This window comes from Telluribacter roseus (assembly GCF_017355915.2).
Taxonomy (GTDB): domain Bacteria; phylum Bacteroidota; class Bacteroidia; order Cytophagales; family Spirosomataceae; genus Telluribacter.
In genome coordinates this window covers 216,058-235,691 of record NZ_JAFEUV020000009.1, presented here as the reverse complement: position 1 = coordinate 235,691, position 19,634 = coordinate 216,058, and the positions used below count along the sequence as shown (strand labels likewise).

At 49.8% G+C, this 19,634-nt stretch carries 17 protein-coding genes; 11 read left to right on the top strand and 6 right to left on the bottom strand.

Features of this window, described 5'->3' with window-relative positions:
• Positions 1–75: 75 nt before the first annotated feature.
• Both JTN23_RS17540 and JTN23_RS17535 read right to left on the bottom strand, forming a co-directional pair.
• Positions 76–954 carry a hydroxypyruvate isomerase family protein gene (locus JTN23_RS17540; protein ID WP_247236333.1) on the bottom strand — a complete coding sequence of 293 codons (879 nt, stop codon included), beginning with the start codon at positions 952–954 and terminating at the stop codon, positions 76–78.
• Between the two features lie 108 nt (positions 955–1,062).
• Positions 1,063–1,746, bottom strand: coding sequence for a 3-keto-disaccharide hydrolase (locus JTN23_RS17535; RefSeq protein WP_409049457.1), 684 nt, complete (start codon positions 1,744–1,746; stop codon positions 1,063–1,065).
• Positions 1,747–1,900: 154 nt separating this feature from the next.
• On the opposite strand from JTN23_RS17535, the gene JTN23_RS17530 reads away from it, so the two are divergent.
• Positions 1,901–2,290 (top strand): HIT family protein, encoded by a 390-nt coding sequence (locus JTN23_RS17530; RefSeq protein ID WP_247236332.1) that lies wholly within the window; start codon positions 1,901–1,903, stop codon positions 2,288–2,290.
• Positions 2,291–2,611: 321 nt separating this feature from the next.
• On the opposite strand, the gene aspS is transcribed toward JTN23_RS17530, so the two are convergent.
• Positions 2,612–4,372: an aspartate--tRNA ligase gene (aspS, locus tag JTN23_RS17525; protein WP_247236331.1), complete on the bottom strand. Its 1,761-nt coding sequence runs from the start codon at positions 4,370–4,372 to the stop codon at positions 2,612–2,614.
• 90 nt (positions 4,373–4,462) lie between these two features.
• On the opposite strand from aspS, the gene JTN23_RS17520 reads away from it, so the two are divergent.
• The 4 genes from JTN23_RS17520 (at position 4,463) to JTN23_RS17505 (ending at position 9,513) form a co-directional block, all read left to right on the top strand.
• A complete protein-coding gene (locus JTN23_RS17520) occupies positions 4,463–5,386 on the top strand; it encodes a PE-PGRS family protein (protein ID WP_247236330.1) in 924 nt (307 codons plus the stop codon).
• A 153-nt stretch (positions 5,387–5,539) separates the two neighbouring features.
• Entirely contained in the window at positions 5,540–6,067 is a 528-nt protein-coding gene (locus JTN23_RS17515) for a DinB family protein (RefSeq protein WP_247236329.1), read from the top strand.
• 98 nt (positions 6,068–6,165) lie between these two features.
• Entirely contained in the window at positions 6,166–8,052 is a 1,887-nt protein-coding gene (locus JTN23_RS17510; RefSeq protein WP_247236328.1) for a CocE/NonD family hydrolase, read from the top strand.
• Positions 8,053–8,211: 159 nt separating this feature from the next.
• Complete coding sequence (locus JTN23_RS17505; RefSeq protein WP_247236327.1) at positions 8,212–9,513, top strand: DUF5690 family protein; 1,302 nt, start codon at positions 8,212–8,214, stop codon at positions 9,511–9,513.
• On the opposite strand, the gene JTN23_RS17500 is transcribed toward JTN23_RS17505, so the two are convergent.
• The 3 genes from JTN23_RS17500 to JTN23_RS17490 form a co-directional block, all read right to left on the bottom strand.
• Positions 9,440–10,582 carry a TIGR03364 family FAD-dependent oxidoreductase gene (locus tag JTN23_RS17500; RefSeq protein ID WP_247236326.1) on the bottom strand — a complete coding sequence of 381 codons (1,143 nt, stop codon included), beginning with the start codon at positions 10,580–10,582 and terminating at the stop codon, positions 9,440–9,442. The two genes, JTN23_RS17505 and JTN23_RS17500, sit on opposite strands and share 74 nt — an antisense overlap.
• 25 nt (positions 10,583–10,607) lie before the next feature.
• Positions 10,608–11,327, bottom strand: a complete 720-nt coding sequence (locus tag JTN23_RS17495) for an HAD hydrolase-like protein (RefSeq protein WP_247236325.1) — start codon at positions 11,325–11,327, stop codon at positions 10,608–10,610.
• Between the two features lie 123 nt (positions 11,328–11,450).
• Complete coding sequence (locus JTN23_RS17490; protein WP_491630935.1) at positions 11,451–12,536, bottom strand: endonuclease/exonuclease/phosphatase family protein; 1,086 nt, start codon at positions 12,534–12,536, stop codon at positions 11,451–11,453.
• A gap of 169 nt (positions 12,537–12,705) precedes the next feature.
• On the opposite strand from JTN23_RS17490, the gene rimP reads away from it, so the two are divergent.
• The 6 genes from rimP to JTN23_RS17460 all read left to right on the top strand — a co-directional run bounded on the left by rimP (position 12,706) and on the right by JTN23_RS17460 (position 19,616).
• Complete coding sequence (gene rimP, locus JTN23_RS17485) at positions 12,706–13,188, top strand: ribosome maturation factor RimP (protein WP_247236323.1); 483 nt, start codon at positions 12,706–12,708, stop codon at positions 13,186–13,188.
• Between the two features lie 87 nt (positions 13,189–13,275).
• Complete coding sequence (gene nusA / locus JTN23_RS17480) at positions 13,276–14,517, top strand: transcription termination factor NusA (protein WP_247236322.1); 1,242 nt, start codon at positions 13,276–13,278, stop codon at positions 14,515–14,517.
• Positions 14,518–14,641: 124 nt separating this feature from the next.
• Positions 14,642–17,755 (top strand): translation initiation factor IF-2, encoded by a 3,114-nt coding sequence (gene infB, locus JTN23_RS17475; RefSeq protein ID WP_247236321.1) that lies wholly within the window; start codon positions 14,642–14,644, stop codon positions 17,753–17,755.
• 203 nt (positions 17,756–17,958) lie between these two features.
• Positions 17,959–18,291 carry a hypothetical protein gene (locus JTN23_RS17470; RefSeq protein ID WP_247236320.1) on the top strand — a complete coding sequence of 111 codons (333 nt, stop codon included), beginning with the start codon at positions 17,959–17,961 and terminating at the stop codon, positions 18,289–18,291.
• A gap of 53 nt (positions 18,292–18,344) precedes the next feature.
• Entirely contained in the window at positions 18,345–18,695 is a 351-nt protein-coding gene (locus tag JTN23_RS17465; protein ID WP_247236319.1) for a hypothetical protein, read from the top strand.
• A 243-nt stretch (positions 18,696–18,938) separates the two neighbouring features.
• A complete protein-coding gene (locus JTN23_RS17460; RefSeq protein ID WP_247236318.1) occupies positions 18,939–19,616 on the top strand; it encodes a hypothetical protein in 678 nt (225 codons plus the stop codon).
• The last annotated feature ends 18 nt before the right edge of the window (positions 19,617–19,634 follow it).

Here is a 19,634-nt window from a genome sequence, read left to right as displayed (position 1 = left end):
CAAAAAAAGCGGATGGAGCTGTTTACTGCTCTATCCGCTTTTATTTAAAGCCTATTGCTTAAAGCCTAAAGCAAATTATACATCACAAATCTGCACTCCTTGCTTTAGCGAAGTAAGCGGATCGCGCTTCGGGATAAATTCTTGGCCTACGTAGCCTTTGTAGCCCGTATCCACGATGGCTTTCATGATGGTCGGGTAGTAGAGTTCCTGGGTTTCGTCAATCTCATTACGTCCCGGTACACCACCCGTATGGATATGAGCAATGTACTGAATGTTATCTTTGATCGTCCGGATGATGTCTCCCTCCATGATCTGCATGTGGTAGATGTCGTAGAGGAGCTTGAAGTTCTCCGAGCCAAGGCGCTTGCAAAGTTCTACGCCCCAGGCGGTATGGTCGCACATATAGTCCTTATGGTCTACCTTGCTGTTGAGGAGCTCCATCACCAGCGTTACCTTATGTTTCTCAGCGGTTTTGATCAGGCGCTGCAGACCCTTTACACTATTCTCTAGTCCCTGCTCGTCGCTCATACCCCGGCGGTTGCCCGAGAAGCAGATCAGGTTCTTATAGCCGGCAGCGGCTACCTTAGGGATATGTGCCTCATAGCTGGCAATCAGCTCATCGTGGTACTTGGGTTCATTAAAGCCATCCGACAGGTTTTTGTTGGCTCCCCAAGGCATAGCGCAGTCCAGACCGTACTTCTTCTGGATAGGCCACTCCTCCGGCCCCGTCAGCTCAATAGACTTGATACCCATGTCTTTGGCTGCTTTGCAAAGCTCCTCAAAGGGGATCTTGCCGTAGCACCAACGGCAGACGGAGTGGTTTATGCGTCCTTTCAGTTCGGGACCAAGTAGTTGGTTGGCAGCTTCCATGTGTTCACGTAGTGATTCGGCCGCCGGTACTCCTACGGCAAGTCCGGCCATTTTTTTGACGGCATCTCTGCGATTAGATTTCATTGGCAGCGTATTGAGTCGGGTTAAAAATATCTGTTATATACCAAAAGAAGTAACTGGCCTCTACCAATTACTTCTTTTGGAAATCTATTCCTCTAAACAACTAACTAATTAGAGTTCGCGGATACGGATATTGCGGTACCACACTTTATCACCGTGGTCCTGTATGGCGATATGTCCCTTATCAGAGGTACCAAAGCCATTCCAGCCTTTAAATTTACTGTTTGCCACCATGGCATCCCATTCGGGGCCTTTAGTAGGGAAGTCAACTACCTTCTTACCGTTTAGCCAGCTTTCACCCTTGCCATTCTTAATAACAAGCCGCATCTTGTTCCACTCACCGGCAGGTTTTACAGCCTTCAGGTCGTTGGGAGGCAACATATCGTACAGCGAGCCTGACTTGTGGTTTCCGTCTTTACCGGCAAATGAATCCGGGTGTTTGGCATCGTCAAGTACCTGAATCTCGGGACCGGTAGAGTAGGGGCAGCAGTATTTTTCGCCTTCCTGCACGTGGTACATTACGCCGCTATTACCACCTTCGCTGATCTTCCATTCCAGTTCCAGTTCGAAGTCGCCGTATTGATTTACAGTCAGCAGGTCTCCACCCCCTTTTTCGGTAAGTACCATGGCACCGTCTTCAATTGCCCATTTGGTAATTTCACCACCCTTCCACTTTTTCCATCCGTCAAATGATTTTCCGTCAAAGAGGGTTACCCATTTGCCTTTTTTCTGAGCGAATGACTCCGCCGGTTGAAAGGCAACAAGAGCTACCAGCATAGCTCCCAGCACAAACATTTTTTTCATAGTAATACGTAAAATACTGTTTTTGATTAAAACGCCGAAACCTATGGCATTTACCGTTAAAAAGCTAATTTTTGTTTTACTTTGTGAAGGATAGGTACACTATAGTACCCCCAGATTCATAAACCATTAACCTTTTTACTCCTACATGGCTTCCATATTTTCCAAGATAGTAGCAGGCGAGATCCCTTGTCATAAGGTGGCGGAGACGGACGAGTTTCTGGCTTTTCTGGATGTTTTTCCGGTGGCTCCGGGTCATACCCTGGTTATACCCAAGAAAGAAGTGGATTACCTCTTTGATCTGGATGAAGACCAGTACCTGGGGCTGATGCAGTTTGCCCGGCAGATCGCACCGGCCCTGGAAAGAGCAGTACCCTGCCGCCGCATCGGGGTGAGTGTGATAGGTCTGGAGGTCCCCCATGTGCACGTCCACCTTATCCCCATCAACAGCATGGACGATATGAACTTCAACAAGAAGATAAAGATGTCGCAGGAGGATCTGGCAGAAACAGCGGCTAAAATCAGGAGCTTTTTGTAGAGTAAGTTTATGTAACTATTTTAAGTATTGATTCTCAGGCATTAAGAACTGTGTTGATAAGTTGCTTACCTTATTAACAGGAATAGTAGCTTGCGTGGGGCTCCAATAGTGAATAGTAACTAAGTAAGTTGTTATATAAACTAACCCTTACGGGAAGTTATCCACATTTTCTGTAGTTGTCCACAATCAATAATTCCAACTAAAATTGGTATTATTTTTATCTTAAAGATAGTCAGTAGTATACATAAAAAAGCAGCCGAGTGAGTCTGAACAGACTCACTCGGCTGCTTTTTGAATAAATATTGCTAGACCCGCAATTGACTATCGCACGGTATTAATGCTTAACTCCTTGAGTTGCTGCTCAGAAATCGGAGAGGGGGAATCAATCATGACATCGCGGCCTGAGTTGTTTTTCGGGAAAGCGATGAAGTCACGGATGGAGTCGGCTCCGCCAAACAGCGAGCATAGACGGTCGAAACCGAAAGCGATACCGGCATGCGGAGGCGCTCCGAACTCAAACGCATTCATGAGGAAACCAAACTGAGCCTGCGCCTCTTCGGGTGTAAAACCGAGGATTTCGAACATTTGCTGCTGGAGGTCACGCTGGAATATACGCACCGAGCCACCGCCTACTTCTACACCGTTGATCACCATATCATACGCATTGGCGCGTACCTTGCCGAGATCAGTCTTCAGCAGAGGTACATCTTCAGGCTTCGGACTGGTGAAGGGATGGTGCATGGCAAACCAGCGCTGCTCTTCTTCGCCAAACTCCAGGAGCGGGAAGTCCACTACCCACAGCACCTTGTAATCATCCGGGTTGCGTAGGCTGAGGCGGTTCCCCATCTCGAGACGTAGCTCGTTGAGCTGCTTGCGGGTTTTATCAGCCGGTCCGGGCAGGATCAGCATCAGGTCACCGGGTTTGGCACCGAAGGCTTCGGCCCACTTCTTCAGGTCTTCTTCACCATAGAACTTATCTACGGATGATTTCAGGGTACCGTCACTGTTGTAGCGCAGGTAGATCAACCCCTTGGCGCCAATCTGAGGGCGCTTTACCCATTCGGTCAGTTCGTCGACTTGCTTACGGGTATACTCGGCACAGCCGGGAGCGTTGATACCCACAACCAGCTCAGCACTGTCAAACACGCCAAAGTCCTTGCCGCTGGTAAGGTCCCGTCCTTCGCCTTTAAGCTCCACGAACTCCATCCCGAAGCGTACATCAGGCTTGTCAGAACCGTAGCGCTTCATAGCGTCGGCGTACGTCATGCGGGGTACTTCGGGAAGATCTATGCCTTTTACGGATTTGAACAGATGCTTAATCAGTCCCTCAAACGTATTGAGTACATCCTCCTGTGTTACAAAGGACATCTCGCAGTCGATCTGCGTAAACTCAGGCTGGCGGTCAGCCCGAAGGTCTTCGTCACGGAAGCATTTTACGATCTGGTAGTAGCGGTCAAAGCCGGATACCATTAGGAGCTGCTTGAATGTCTGCGGCGACTGGGGCAGCGCGTAGAATTCGCCCGGATTCATGCGGCTGGGTACTACAAAGTCACGCGCACCTTCGGGCGTCGACTTGATCAGTACCGGAGTCTCTACTTCGATGAAGTCAAGATTATCCAGGTAGCTGCGGGTATGACGGGCCACCTGGTGGCGTAGCTCCAGGTTACGGCGTACTACTGAACGGCGCAGGTCGAGGTAGCGGTACTTCATGCGCAGGTCATCACCACCGTCGGTTTCGTCTTCGATCAGGAAAGGGGGGAGCTTGGCCGGATTAAGTACCAGTAAGCTGGATACACGTATTTCGACAGCTCCGGTAGGTATCTTGTCATTCTTGGATAGACGCTCAATGACTTGTCCCTTGGCCGCAACCACAAACTCACGCCCTAAGGTGCGGGCTGTTTCCAGTGTTTCGGGAGATGATTTGCCTTCTTCAAAAAGTAGCTGGGTAATACCGTACCGATCGCGAAGATCAATCCAGATCATACCTCCTTTGTCGCGGACGCGCTGCACCCAGCCGCAAAGGGTAACCTCCTGATTAACATGCTCTATGCGCAGTTCGCCGCAGGTGTGAGTTCGTAACATAAAATCAATTTATACTGTAAAATAGTTTTGGCTTCACAAGTAACGGCCCAAAAGTACGTATTTTTAACAAATCAACATTTAGCAACACTCATGAAATCCACAACCCGAGTTCCCATCAACAAGACACTTACTATACTATCGCTGCCTGTGCTATTACTGGCAGGTTGTTGGGAAAAGCCCATTGATCCCGACCCGGATACAGGTCGCTCCAGTGTGTTTGAGACCGTGCCACAGCGCATACCCATTGAACCCGGACTCATAGATGAAGCCTCAGGGCTGGCCTATAGCCGTACGCTGGACGGGTACCTTTGGGCCCATAATGATGATGGTAATCTGATAGGCCTGATTAAGAAAGACGGGGGACAGATACGGCGGTACACAATGGGTGATCTGATAACGCGTGACTGGGAGGATATAGCCGTAGGGAGCGGACCACGCGATGGCGTAAGCTACCTGTACATGGCTGATTTTGGTAATAACAATGCTGATCCGTCCATTGATATCAGCTATATCTACCGGGTACCTGAGCTGACAAGCCTGGAGGGGTCATTTCAGAACAGCGATATTGAGCGGATCATGTACCGCTACCCGGATAGTCCCCGCGATGCCGAAACGCTCCTGTTTGATCCGATTACCAAGGATTTATTCGTTGTGTCCAAAGAACTGGGTACTACCAACATGTATCGCCTGCCTTATCCGCAACCTGCGGAAAACGTCATGACCGCGGAAAAGGTAGGTACTATTCCTTCGGTGATGTTAGCTACGGGAGGAGACATCTCTTACGATGGACTGGAGATATTGATTCGCACGTACACGAGCGTCTACTACTGGAAGCGCAACCCCAATGAGACCGTAGCGCAGACACTCTCGCAGCCTCCTCACAAGTCACTGCCCTATGTACTGGAGCCCCAGGGCGAGGCCGTTTGCTTTGACAAAGATGCACAGGGGTACTATACGCTGGGTGAGCGCAGTACTGCTCCCAGCGTAACTCTTAACTATTTCAAAAGGAAGTAGAAGCCTGAAGTACGAGAGGAGAGGGGGGAGGTACTGTGTAGTGATCGGAAGCCGGGGGAAAGTTCGGGAAAGCAGTAATCCACTGTTGATTACTTATCATTGCAGACTTCTATTGCTATATTTAGTCCGCAAATACTAACCATACATTCCACTATGAAACGCAAATCAGTACTAAGTACCCTCATGCTCCTGGTAGCTATCAGTACCTCCACCCTTGCGCAAACTGTCAGCCAGATGGTAGCCGACTGGAAGCGGGCTAAAGAGTACACGCAGGAGTACCTTGATGCCATGCCCGCCGATGGTGTGGGCTACAAGCCTACTCCGGACGTGCGCTCCTTCGCGGAGCAGATGCTGCACCTGGCCAACGGCAACTATAACTTTGCGGCCGCCGCTTCGGGCAAAGCCAATCCCCATCAGGGCAAAAACCTGGAGAAGATGGAGGAGTTAAAAAGTAAAGAGGCTCTGTCCAAAGCTGTGGCCGAAAGTTATGACTTCGTCATCCAGAGCCTCGAAGGACTGAAAGACGGTGATATGGGAGCCTCTATTAAGCTGTTTGGTCGTGATATGAGCCGGGGTGTAGCGTATGCTAAGGCATTTGAGCACCAGACTCACCACCGCGGGCAGACTACTACTTACATTCGGATGAAGGGTATTAAGCCGCCGAATGAGAAGCTGTTCTAAAAGGATTTTCCTGGTCCCTCCGCTCAATCAGGAGGGACTTTTTTATTACCTAAGTATGCACTAAATTAACTTCATCATAAACCTGTAGTACCTCTACTATGCTCAAAAAATTACTAACGCTCGCATGGGTACTGGCGTCGGTACTGGTATACGCTCAGCCAGCCTCGGACGAAGCCTATATCCGCGAAAATTACACCAAGGCGGAGTACTCTATCCCTATGCGGGATGGCATCAAGCTATTCACCATTGTGTATACACCCAAGGATGCCTCGGCCGGTACTAAGTACCCCTTCCTGATGCAGCGTACCTGCTACAGCGTAGCTCCCTATGGCCCGGATAAGTACCCGGTCAGGCTGGGACCAAGCCCCCACCTGATGCGGGAGAAGTACATCTTTGTGTACCAGGATGTACGCGGTCGCTACATGAGCGAAGGTGTGTGGACCAACATGACTCCGCATATACCTAATAAGAAAGGTAAGAATGAAGTAGACGAAGCCTCGGATACCTACGATACCATTGAATGGCTCCTCAAGAATGTACCTAACAACAATGGCCGGGTAGGGCAGTGGGGTATTTCATATCCCGGCTTTTATACGACGGCCAGTTCGCTGAGTGAACATCCGGCCCTGAAAGCTTCTTCGCCACAGGCGCCCATCGCTGATTTTTTCTTTGATGATTTTCACCACAATGGTGTCTTTACGCAGGGATACTACCTCACTTTCCCGGTATTTGGTATCCAGCATCCGCAACCTACTGCACAGGACTGGTTCAGTGATGAATTTATTCAACCCAAGCCCGATGGTTATACATTCAACCTGAATATGGGGCCGCTGAAGAACTTTAACCAGTACTATAAGGACAACTTCTTCTGGCAGGAAACCATCAACCACCCCAACTACGATGAGTTCTGGCAGAAGCGGAACATCCTGCCGCACCTGAAGGGGGTGAAGCATGCCTATATGACCGTAGGAGGTTGGTTTGACGCCGAGGACCTGTACGGACCGCTCACTACCTACAAGACTATCGAAAAGAACAATCCGAATATCTATAATACCCTGGTGATGGGGCCTTTTGGGCATGGGCGCTGGAGCCGCGAAACGGGCCATACCCTGCACAACGATATCTACTTTGGCGACAGCGTCGCTACGTTTTACCAGCGGAATATTGAGCAGGTATTCTTTAACCACTTCCTGAAAGGCGCCGGTGACGGTAAGACGGGCCTTCCCGAAGCCTACCTCTTTGACACAGGTACCAAGCAATGGAAACAGTATGAGAAATGGCCGGTTGCACAAGCTAAGAAGCAGCGCCTGTACTTTCAGCCGGGAGGTAGGTTAGGGTTTAATAGCCCTACTTCACGCAACTCATTCAGTTCCTACATCAGTGATCCGCTGAAGCCAGTCCCCTATACCGAGGACTTTCAGCAGATGACAGGCTTTACGCCCTTCAACTACATGTCCGAGGACCAGCGCTTTGCCTCTACCCGTACCGATGTGCTGGTATTTCAGACGGATGTACTGACGGAGGACCTTACGCTGGGAGGGGAGATCATGGCGCAGCTAAAGATCAGTACGACCGGCTCCGATGCTGATTTTTTTGTAAAGCTCATTGATGTATATCCTGATACCGTGCAGAATCACGCGTACCTGACGGATAAGGAAGTAGTACTGGCCGGATACCAGCAGATGGTACGCAGTGAGATCATGCGGGCCCGCTTCCGGAACAGTTTCTCGAAGCCGGAGCCGCTCAAGCCTGAGCAGATCACCGATATCAACTTCCGCCTGCAGGACGTACTGCATACCTTTAAGAAGGGACACCGCATTATGGTGCAGGTACAGAGCACGGCCTTCCCGCTCTTTGACCGCAACCCCCAGAAGTACGTAGAGAATATCTATAAAGCAGAAGCTTCGGATTTCACCAAAGCCACGCACCGTGTGTATCACCAGTCCGATGCTGCCAGTAGCCTGGTGGTAGAAGTACTTGAGTAGTAGCCTAATTCAGCAAAAAAGAGAGCCGGTCGACTAGTCGACCGGCTCTCTTTTTTGCGTAAAGATTATTTAATACGAGCGCTATCCATGATGAGCTAAAAAACAGCTACATTCAACACTGCAATCTATTAGCCAAGGCCACTCTTAACCTCCTAACCAGTGAAAAAATCTTCCTCTGCATTAGTGACCTTACTGGGTGCCTTAGCGGCCTTCTGCACCTATACCAGTATGTACGGGTTTCGCAAGGGAATTACGGCCGTGCGGTTTGAAGGGGTAGAGTTTCTGGAGATAGATTATAAGATCTGGCTCATTACGGCTCAGGTACTTGGCTACGCAGTATCCAAGGGGATAGGCGTAAAGGTAGTATCCGAGATGAAGCCCCACCAGCGCCCGCTTTTTGTGCTGGGGCTCGTCCTTTTTTCTGAGCTGGCCCTGCTTGGCTTTGCCGTGGTACCTCCGCCTTACAATATTGTTTTTCTTTTTCTGAATGGCCTTCCTCTGGGGATGGTGTATGGTACCGTACTGGGTTTTCTGGAGGGACGCCGGCAAACTGAGGTACTTGTAGCCGCCCTGACGGCTTCGTTTATCTTTGCCTCAGGGTTGGTGAAGACCGTAGCGCTGCTGTTGATGCAGGAGGGAGTGTCGGAGCACTGGGCTCCCTTTCTGACCGGGCTCCTGTTTGTGCTGCCCCTGCTGCTGTCGGTATGGGGACTGGCCAAACTACCTCCACCATCAGTGGAAGATGAGGTAGCCCGTACGGAGCGCAAGCCGATGAACCGGGTGGAAAGACAGGCATTTATAGGTACCTTTCCGGTAGCTCTTACGCTACTAATCTCTTCCTATGTACTGCTCTCGGCCTTTCGTGATTTTCGGGACAACTTTGCTCCCGAAATCCTGAGCGCCTCGGCCGTGGGTAATCCCGCCATCTTTGCCCAGACTGAAACCCTTATTGCCCTGATCATCCTGGTGCTGATGGCCGGGCTGCGCTGGGTAGAGAATAACTTCTTTGCCTTTACCCTTATCAATGGCATTATGCTGGCCGGAGGAGTGCTGGTAGGATTTAGTACCTGGATCTATCAACTGGGAGGGCTATCGGCTGGGGTATGGTTTATGCTTACGGGCCTGGGTATGTACATGGCTTATGTGCCTTGCAATGGGCTTTATTTTGAGCGGCTGGTGGCTTCGTTCCGCTACGTAAGTACCGTGGGCTTTCTGGTTACACTGGCCGACTGGTACGGGTACCTGGGTAGCGTGGCCGTACTACTCTACAAAAACTTCGGACAGCCCAATATCAGCTTTCAGACGTTCTTTGTGTACGGGTGCTATGGGATGTCCGGAGCTTACATAGTACTTACGTGTTTGTCCTACTTCACGTTCTGGCGGAAGTTCAGAACCACTCCTTTACCTTCTCCTCAGCATACCCAAGGCTCGAGGTCATCCCTTTCCCCCCAATCCCGGTGATGATGTGCAGTCCGGGGGCTATCTCCCGTTCCAGTATTTCGTCGGGGTGTTGGGCGTAGTAGCCAGCCCAGGCGCGGGCTATCCCTCTTACCGGGAACTCCACAATTCGCTCCGCTTCTCGTAGGATGAGTTCATTGATAGGTTCTTTCACGTCGAAGCCCAGTTCGTCGGTACGGTCAGCCGGAGCGTACTCGTGGGAGTCACCGATGATGATGGAGCCGTCCATGGCTTGCTTGAACAGGAGGTGGATGCCCCACTTTTTGAGCTCTTCGTAGTGAGTAGGGGTAGTGAGTTGGGCAAAGGAAGGACATTCTTCAAACGACTCGTAGCGGCGGATGGTAAGGCCGGTGAGGATATTGCCTGCTAGTGTAACATTGGGTAGAGGAAGAGTCTGTAGCATCTGCAGCTTACTCACCACCAGTCCACTACTGGCAAACAGGTCAGGGAAAAGTAGCCGGAACTCGCTGCCGTTACAGATCACGACCTGCTGTCCTTTGAACTTCTCCCGACGTGCCGTAACTACCTCCACCCCTTCAGCCCCAGACTGGAAATCCAGGACCGCGGTGTTGGGAAGGTACATGACCCCATACTTCTGCTGAATGTACTGGATGAGTCGGTGTACCAACCGGTCTGGCTCCACACTTACATCATCAGGAAAAAACAGACTACCCTTTACGTAAGATGCTTTTAAGTACGGATGCCTGGCCAGCGTTTCCTCCGCGGAAAGCAACTGGGCCGGATAGGCTTTATCCCTGAATAGTTCTTCGGCCTCATGCGCCAACTGCCACTCCGGCTCGTCCGAAGCTACATAGACGGAGCCATTGGCCCGTACACTAATGTCGTATTCAGCCTGTATTTCTTTGTATAACTCTATACTCCGCTGCCCGTACCGGTGCCAGCGCCCTGATAGCCCCGAGGGGACTACCTGCCCGAAGTTGCGGACGGTAGCGTTGGTAGGGAAGTTATCCTTTTCCAGGAGCAGTACTTTCTTGCCCAAGCGAGCGGCCTGTAGCGCGTGGGAGGTACCCAGTATACCGGCACCTACTACGATAAGATCAAAGTGGGTCATGATAAAGTAAATAGGGCAGGGCTTATTATTTCAATTCTTCCAGTACATCTACTAGCTCCCGGAGCGAGCCAATCAGCCGATCGGGCTGGTGGGATGCCAGTTGCTCCCGTGTATGGGTACCATTGGTAACGGCTACACTCATACGGCATCCAGCGGCGAAGCCCGACTGAATATCTGACGGCGTATCGCCCACATTAAGTACCTTACCAGTATCGTCCACTCCAAGCAGCCGCATGGCCTTCTGGATCATGAAGGGGTGGGGTCTTCCTTTTTCTACCTCATCGCTGGTAACAGAGGCCTGAATAACGGTAGCAGAGGTTCCAACCCGCTGCTCATCGAGTCCTTCCAGCCAGCCCAGCTTTTTCAGGATTATATCCGTGACTTTTCGGTAGAAGCCCGTTGTCAGAGCTATCTGGATGTTCTGCTGGTGCAGGTAGTCGAACAGCTCAAGACAGCCCTCGGTAGGTGTGACCTCGTGCGTGAGGTAGTGGTGCTCAAGTACCTCTGTAAATACCTTATACGATTTGTCTACCCGCATCTGCCACTCGGGATGCATACGGGTGCCAAAGTGCTCCTCCCACAGGGTCTGGAATACAAAGTACTTATGTAGTCCCTGCATGGCCAGTATTCGTTCTTTGCTTACGGTAAGGCCGGTTTTAAGAGCAGCCTCGGCAAAGCAAGCTTCTACTTCGTGGTGGTCGGTGACGGTAGTACCGGCCATGTCAAGGGTAACCAGTTGGATCATCGGGTAAGTAGGTAAGGGTAAGTTCAGGGCAAAGTGGGTGGGAGATGCTCGTATAGTAAGCACCAAAGATAGAAAGCCCCGGTGAATCCTGGGGCTATCCCTTTTATGAAATAAATGTTAATTCTACTCCCGGGGAGTCAACGAATAGGAACCTACGAGTGGATAATGGTCTGAGTAGGGGACTTTGCGTAGTGTATTGAATTCCTGCAGGTCAAGCTTGTCGTTGCTGTAAAACTGATGGTCGATCCGGATGAAATAAGGGAGGTTATTATAGCTGAAACCAAATCCATTACCCCGATTTTCGAAAGCATTGGACAAGTGCCGACGCATCCGGCCATACACGTAGCCATAGGGGGTTTCGTTGAAATCGCCACATACTATTACCGGGTGGTCAGAGTCTTCAACCCATGACTCCAGTATTTCTACCTCCTCATTGCGCTCCACAAAACCTCTTTTCATCCGGCGAATGGTACCCTGCGTTTCCCGCTTTACTCCTACGTACTCCTTCTGGCTGGCAAGCTTGTTTAGTTTCAGCGTCATAGAGTACATATGTACATTGATGATCCGCATGCGGCTTCCCTGCCACTGGATATCCGTTTGTAGCATACCATTCATATTGGAGAACAACGTGTCCTGCTTGCTCAGGATCGGGTACTTAGAAAAAGTAACTACCCCGGTAATATAGGAGGATGACTCTTCGTCCGGATTATTCATAATGGCATGGTACGGATAGCCTGCCTTCTTCAACTGGTCAATTACTGATTGCCTACCCTCCTGCTTCCGGTTGGCAAACTCCTGAAAACAAATGACATCCGGGTCTACATCAGAAAGCCATTCCAGAACTTTTTCGGTGACAAGTTCATTATTATTATGGAGAAAAAAGCTTGATACATTGTAGTTTACGATTTTAAGAGCTGGTGTCCTGGGCGTGGAGGTGCCTTCTTTTTCCGTCCTGAATTTATAGGTACGATCCAGGAAAGGAAGGCTCGCCAGTACCAGTAAGGCCGGAACTACAGCCCAGCGTGGCCGCAACACCAACCAAAAGCCTAGGAAGAAGAACTGGGAAACCAGAACGATGGGAAACGAGAGCATCAGGAATCCGGCTATCCAGTGATTGGTAGGCAGCCAGTAGCAGAGTGCATAGACAACCACCGTGTATAAAGCGAACAGCATGTACAAAAACCAGATACTTCTCCTTAAAAATCGCATAACAGGTACTCTTTGTGCTCCAAAATTAGAATAACCGTTGGAATAATACAGAGTTATGCGTACTGTTTGTACAAATTGTAAATTAGTGTTATCTTTGCGGCATATTTCGTTTCAATTCAAAGATCGAGGGGGATAGCGAATCCCCTTTTTTGTTGTAGTTTAATCATTCATGTCGCTGAGAGAACAAATCGAGCATTTCCTGGAACCTTACTTGCGTGAAGGTGATTACTTTATAGTAGATATTCTACTGAAGCCATCAAGAGGCAGTCAGAAGGTGTCGATCCTGCTGGATAGTGACGAAGGAATCACCATCCAGGAGTGTGCCCGAATCAGCCGGAAGCTGGGCCAGGAGCTGGAAGAGAAAAATATAATTGAAGAGGCTTATACACTGGAAGTGTCTTCACCCGGCCTGGATCAGCCCCTGAAGCTGATACGCCAGTACCGCAAAAACATCGGACGTGATCTGAAAGTAACCATGCTGTCGGGAGAAATCCTGACGGGCAATCTGGTAGAGGTAAAGGAGGAAAGCATTGTGCTTCAGTTGCCAGCCCCCAAGAAGAAATCAAAGCTACCGGTTGACGAAGCTGCTCTTCGGCCGGAAATCAAGCTAAGCGATATAGCCAAAGCCATTATACAAGTTTCATTCAAATAGAATGAAAATCATGTAGTATTTACAACTGTTTGTTTCAAACAGGGATATAATTAGTAACTTAGTATCAGCAAATATCCTTAAAAACCAATGGATAGCGTAGTATTGATCGAGTCATTTGCAGACTTTGCTCGCTCGAAAAGCATAGATCGTCCTACGATGATCAGCGTCTTGGAGGAAGTATTTCGTACCATGATCCGTAAGAAATACGGTACCGATGACAACTTTGATGTGATCATCAACCCCGAAAGCGGTGACCTCGAGATGTGGCGTACCCGTGAGATCGTGGATGATGACTCAGAAGATATATGGGATCACGACAAGATACCCTTGTCAGAAGCCCGTAAGATACAGGCTGACTTTGAAGTAGGCGAAGAAGTAGCCGAAGAGGTAAAGCTGGTAGATTTTGGTCGTCGCCTAGTACAAACGGCCCGCCAAACCCTGATCCAGAAGATCAAGGACCTGGAAAAAGAAATGATGTACGAAAAGTACAAGGACCAGGTAGGAGAGCTTATCACGGGTGAAGTATACCAGACACTTCGTAACGAGGTGATTGTGATGGATGCCGAAGGTAATGAGCTGAGCCTTCCCCGTACCGAGCAAATATCAAAAGATCGTTTCCGCAAGGGAGATGCCGTGAAGGCGGTTATCCATAAAGTAGAGATGATCAATGGTACTCCTAAGATCACCCTGTCGCGTACTTCACCGGTGTTCCTCGAGCGTTTGTTCGAAACAGAGATTCCGGAGATTTACGATGGTCTGATCTCTATCCGTCGTATCGTACGTGAGCCCGGTGACCGTGCCAAGGTAGCCGTTGAATCATACGATGACCGTATAGATCCGGTAGGAGCCTGCGTAGGTATGAAAGGATCACGTATCCACACAATCGTACGTGAGTTGGGCAACGAGAACATTGACGTAATCAACTATACTGATAACCTCGAGCTGCTGATTAGCCGTGCGCTGAGCCCGGCCAAGATAAGCTCGATGCAGATCGACCGCGAAGCCAAGCGCGTATCGGTGTTCCTGCGCCCTGACCAGGTATCACTGGCCATCGGTAAGGGAGGACAGAACATCAAGCTGGCCGGTCGTCTTGTAAACATGGAGATTGACGTATTCCGCGATATCGAGGAGCAGAACGAAGAAGACGTGGATCTGAATGAGTTCGTGGATGAGATCGACGAGTGGATGATCCAGGAGCTTCGTAAGATCGGTTTGGATACAGCCAAAAGTGTACTGGCTCTAAGCAAAGAAGAACTGGTACGCCGCACTGATCTGGAAGAAAATACCGTGGAGGAGATCATGGATATTCTCCGCAAAGAATTTGAATAGCAGGTTTCGATAATCGAAGTGGCAGTTTTGCGGGCGGCAGCCCTAAATGCAGCAGGCGGTGTTACGGAACTAATTTGCTAATAATTGATTACCCATAAAAGAAAACACTTTTTTACTTGCTAGTATGGCAGAAGATAAAATGATGCGCCTAAGCCAAGTGGCACGAATCCTGAACGTAGGTATTTCTACGATCGTGGATCATCTGTCTGCCAAGGGGTTTAAGGTGGAAACCAATCCTAATACCAAAATCAACTCCGAACAGATTGAATTCCTGGCCAAGGACTTCAAGTCGAATGAGCTGCAGTCGGCGGTTATTCCGCGCAAGCCAGCTCCGGCAGAACCTGCTGCAGAGAAGAAGGAGGAAAAAGTCAAAAGCGATTTTGAGGATATACTTTATTTCCGTACACCGCCGCCAGCCAAAGCGGCCGATAAGTCAGAAAACGATACACCGGTTGAAAGAGAAGTGGAGTCATCACGGGTTTCAACCGAAAACAGATTACCTGGTATTAAGGTAGTCGGAAGAATAGATCTGGGTACAGGAAAGCCAGTAACTCCTCCTCAGCCGGAAAGTGCGATAGCACAAGAGCCAGTTAAGAAAGAAGAGCCGGTTATGCCAGCTACCCCACCCAAGGCCGAAGAGCCTGTCAGAAAAGAACCGGAAGTAGTAGCTCCCAAGGCAGAGGCTATAGTGCCGCCTGCCAAGGAAGAGCCCGCTCCAGCTAAGGTAGAAGCGCCTCGTGAGGAGCCTAAGCCGGAAGCCAAGCCAACTCCAGCTCCTGAGCCTATCAAGGCAGCAGAGCCTACTCCGGTAGCCAAGCAGCCAGAGGCGCCTGCGCCAGTGAATACAGAGAAGCCCGCTCCTGTTCGGGAAGAGCGTCCTGCTCCGCGTCCGGTAGCAGCAGAAAGACCTCAGCCTGCCAAGCCGCAGGAAGAGCCCAAGAAGCCTGCTGTACAGCCTGTACCCGAGGCTACTCCTCCCGAGCTCATTGAGGCTAAGGGTGAGCAGCTACGTGGTCTGCGCGTGGTAGGAAAGATAGAACTACCTACCGACCGGAACCGTAAGAAGGAGACGCCGGCTGCTGGTGGTGGTGATTCCAATGCCGATAAGAAACGTCGTCGGAAGCGGAAGCGTATCCGTGAAGGAGCCGCTGGTCCTGTGGCCGGTGAAGCCGCTACTGCCAATGCTACTCCGGGGGCGGCTGGTAACAAACCCAAAGAGGGAGCACCCGCTGCCAAAACAGGCAATACACCTGCTACAACAGCGCCTGGCGCCAAAGGAAAAGATGCTAATAAAGCAGGTTCTGGTCCTGGACGTCGTCGTGACCGTCGCGAAGAAGTATCTCAGAAAGAGGTATCTGATAATATCAAAGCCACAATGGCCCGTATGGGTGGTGGTAATGTACGGGGCGGAGGTGCCAAAGGAAGAGGCCGTCGTCGTGACCGTTCAGAGCAGGATGACTTTAACTCAGATCAGGATGAGGCAAAAGTACTGCGCGTGACCGAGTTTATCTCGGCCAACGACCTGGCATCCTTTATGGATGTAACCGTGCAGGAAGTAATATCGGTATGTATGAGCATGGGTATGTTCGTTTCGATCAACCAGCGTCTGGATGCCGAAGCCATTACGTTCATCGCCGATGAATTTGGTTATGCAGTAGAGTTTATCTCAGCCGAAGAAGAAGTACAGAACGATGTTTCGGTTGAAGTAGATAGTCCGGAGGATCTGGTAGAGCGTGCGCCTATTGTTACGATCATGGGACACGTTGACCACGGTAAGACATCACTCCTTGACTATATCCGCGAAGCCAACGTGGCGGGCGGTGAGGCCGGAGGTATTACGCAGCACATTGGTGCCTATAGTGTTAAAACTAAGACGGGCAAGCAGGTGACCTTCCTGGATACACCTGGTCACGAGGCCTTCACGGCGATGCGTGCCCGTGGAGCCCAGGTAACGGACGTAGTTATTATTGTTATCGCGGCTGACGATAGCGTCATGCCTCAAACGCGTGAAGCGATCAACCACGCCCAGGTAGCCGGTGTACCTATCGTATTTGCATTCAGTAAGGTAGATAAGCCCGGTGCTAACACGGAAAAGATCCGTGAAGAGCTTGCCAATATGAACCTCCTCGTCGAAGACTGGGGTGGTAAGTACCAGGCTCAGGAAATATCATCGAAGTCCGGAATGGGTATTGATGATCTGCTTGAAAAGGTGCTACTGGAAGCGGAGCTTCTTGAATTGAAAGCCAACCCTAACCGTCGCGCCGTAGGTACTGTCATTGAAGCCTCTCTTGATAAAGGTCGTGGGTATGTGACTACCGTACTGGTAGAGAATGGTACCTTACGAGTAGGAGATGTACTATTGGCGGGAGCTAACTTTGGCCGTGTGAAGGCCATGACCGACTACCGTGGTAAACGTCTTAAAGAAGCAGGCCCTTCTACACCGGTGCAGGTGCTGGGTCTGAGTGGTGCGCCACAGGCAGGTGATAAGTTCAACGTAATGGAGAATGAGCGTGATGCGCGTGATATTGCCAACAAACGTGAGCAGATCCTGCGTGAGCAGAACATGCGTACCCGTAAGCACATTACACTGGAAGAGATTGGTCGTCGTAAGGCAATCGGTAGCTTCAAGGAGCTTAACCTGATCGTGAAAGGTGACGTGGACGGTTCAGTAGAGGCCTTGTCTGACTCACTACTGCAGCTGTCTACCCAGGAGATCCAGGTTAACATCATCCACAAGGCCGTGGGTCAGATCTCCGAATCGGATGTGAACCTGGCTATTGCTTCGGATGCGATCATCGTAGGATTCCAGGTACGTCCTTCGCCTAACGCCAAGAAAATGGCTGAGCAGGAGCAGATCGAGATTCGTCACTACTCGGTTATCTACCGTGCTATTGAGGAGATCAAGGATGCGATGACGGGTATGTTGGCACCGACCGTTGAAGAGGTGGTGACTGGTAATATCGAGATTCGTGAAACCTTCAAGATCAGCCGCATCGGTACCATTGCCGGATGTTACGTAACTGACGGATTTGTGAAGCGTAATAACAAGATCCGGATCATCCGTGAGGGTATCGTTATCCATACCGGTGAAATCGACTCCCTCAAGCGCTACAAAGATGACGTCAATGAAGTACGGTCAGGTTACGAGTGTGGTCTGAACATCAAGAACTTCAATGACATCGAAGAAGGTGATATCATCGAAAGCTTTGAGCTACGCGAAGTGAAGCGTACATTATAATATAACTCCACTACTAGTGGGTAAGCGGCTTCCTGGTTTCAGGAGGCCGCTTTTTTTATGTTCGTCGTCTTTCTACCCTATTGAGGAAATACTTCCTCTTTTCCCTACTCAAGAAGAGCCTGCCAACAACATTAAGCTGCTTTGACAAGACGGAACAGTTATTTTACCACGGTCTGCATAACCTGTTCAAAACAGAATTTGCTATGAATAAGTCAAAGACACGTGATAACGAAGATAATTCGATGGCTCACTACCAGAGTGATGATAACACCAGGCAGAATGAGCCAAAGACGTACGATCCGGACGACCAGATGCCTGAAAACACAATAGAAGTGGGAAATGGGTACCGGGATATTCCTCTGGAAGACTCTGACCCTGACAAGGGATACAGCGCCAACGGAGGACAGGCCAAATGGGAAGCTACGCTGCCCCTGGCAGATGAAGATATGGATCGCAGACAGTCGGACCAGAATAAGAATGAAGACCTCCAGGACAGCTATGAAATGATGAAGAAGAACAGTCAGAATGAGGAGTAGCCGGAGGAGAAAACTGTGAAAGAAACTGTAAAATCAATAAATACAGAGAAATCATGAAAAATAGGGATATATCTCCTGAGGACAATGAGAATTTGGACAAGGACCGCATAAGACAGGAAAGAACAAACCTGACAATGATTGACCGCAGACCGGGCGAGAGTACGTTCCCCAACGGAACCAAAAACCACTCTACCCGCTACGATCATGCTCAGAACGACATACCTATGGAACTGATTGGCGATGTGACCTTAGAGAACAATCTGCACATAGTCGATGATCTCTTTGAGGCTGAGCGCCGAACCAACGAAGAGGAAGGGCTGGATATGAATCTGGATGATCTGGAAGATCTCACAATGGAAGATCTCGAGAAGGAGGATAACGAAGATGATGATGACTTCAGATAGATAAAGTACCTACGCTTATAACACCGCAAGACCGCCTATTGGCGGTCTTTTTTATATCAGAGGCTGGCTACCCGTATGTAAAAAAAATGTGTGTTTAGCCCAAAAAATAATTAGTGTGTGTGATATATATATTATAGATATGTTTTATATTTGTAATACAAAGGTGGGCGTTAAACAGCTTTTAGAGCTGATTTGTCACACAATTGTTTTACTGTATTACTTATTTCTATTGTACACTCAGACATGAAAGCAAACAACGAGCTAAGCACTCAAAATGGAGAAGAGCAGAACCTGCGCTCCTATCAGTTGATGCGAGTGGATGAAGAGTCAGGTGAAACCCTGATCATGGACAAGTACCTGTACTTTGAAGGTCGTCCGCGTGAATATCGCTTCAACGGGCAGAGCGGTCAGTTCAACCTGTATGGTGAGCGTATCCTGACCGATGAGAAAGGACGGATGCTGACAAGCTTCTCGTTTCAGCCTATAGCCTACCGCATATTTGAAGATACTCTCTTTGGTCGTACCGTTCGCGAACTGTGGGCGGAGATATTCTTTGTAGATGATGAGGATTGTGTATCGTCCATCATGTTCAATAACACCTCTGTCAACGAACTGTATCGTATGATGGAGCCTATTCTGTACGAGCGGCAGACACTTTGTGATGTAATGGTGACCGTGCGTCCGGAGAAGGTGTTCAGCAAGGCTGATCCTACCAAGTCGTGGTACATTGCCCGCTTCTCTTACGAGACAGCTCCAGCCAGCCGCGTTCGTGAGTTGCGTGAGTATACCCGTGACCATCGTGTGTACCGCAGCGAGACGCTGACCAGTGGTGCTCAGCACAAGCTTATCTCACGGTCGTACTATAATGCCCTGGAATCGCTGGACGATTACTCACTGAACAGCTCGGCAGAAGCAGCCTGACAACAAGCAACTATCAGT

Coding starts and splice junctions, on each gene's coding strand:
- JTN23_RS17540 (WP_247236333.1), bottom strand. CDS start 954: ATGAAATCTAATCGCAGAGATGCCGTCAAAAAAATGGCCGGACTTGCC.
- JTN23_RS17535 (WP_409049457.1), bottom strand. CDS start 1,746: ATGTTTGTGCTGGGAGCTATGCTGGTAGCTCTTGTTGCCTTTCAACCG.
- JTN23_RS17530 (WP_247236332.1), top strand. CDS start 1,901: ATGGCTTCCATATTTTCCAAGATAGTAGCAGGCGAGATCCCTTGTCAT.
- aspS (WP_247236331.1), bottom strand. CDS start 4,372: ATGTTACGAACTCACACCTGCGGCGAACTGCGCATAGAGCATGTTAAT.
- JTN23_RS17520 (WP_247236330.1), top strand. CDS start 4,463: ATGAAATCCACAACCCGAGTTCCCATCAACAAGACACTTACTATACTA.
- JTN23_RS17515 (WP_247236329.1), top strand. CDS start 5,540: ATGAAACGCAAATCAGTACTAAGTACCCTCATGCTCCTGGTAGCTATC.
- JTN23_RS17510 (WP_247236328.1), top strand. CDS start 6,166: ATGCTCAAAAAATTACTAACGCTCGCATGGGTACTGGCGTCGGTACTG.
- JTN23_RS17500 (WP_247236326.1), bottom strand. CDS start 10,582: ATGACCCACTTTGATCTTATCGTAGTAGGTGCCGGTATACTGGGTACC.
- JTN23_RS17495 (WP_247236325.1), bottom strand. CDS start 11,327: ATGATCCAACTGGTTACCCTTGACATGGCCGGTACTACCGTCACCGAC.
- JTN23_RS17490 (WP_491630935.1), bottom strand. CDS start 12,536: ATGCGATTTTTAAGGAGAAGTATCTGGTTTTTGTACATGCTGTTCGCT.
- rimP (WP_247236323.1), top strand. CDS start 12,706: ATGTCGCTGAGAGAACAAATCGAGCATTTCCTGGAACCTTACTTGCGT.
- nusA (WP_247236322.1), top strand. CDS start 13,276: ATGGATAGCGTAGTATTGATCGAGTCATTTGCAGACTTTGCTCGCTCG.
- infB (WP_247236321.1), top strand. CDS start 14,642: ATGGCAGAAGATAAAATGATGCGCCTAAGCCAAGTGGCACGAATCCTG.
- JTN23_RS17470 (WP_247236320.1), top strand. CDS start 17,959: ATGAATAAGTCAAAGACACGTGATAACGAAGATAATTCGATGGCTCAC.
- JTN23_RS17465 (WP_247236319.1), top strand. CDS start 18,345: ATGAAAAATAGGGATATATCTCCTGAGGACAATGAGAATTTGGACAAG.
- JTN23_RS17460 (WP_247236318.1), top strand. CDS start 18,939: ATGAAAGCAAACAACGAGCTAAGCACTCAAAATGGAGAAGAGCAGAAC.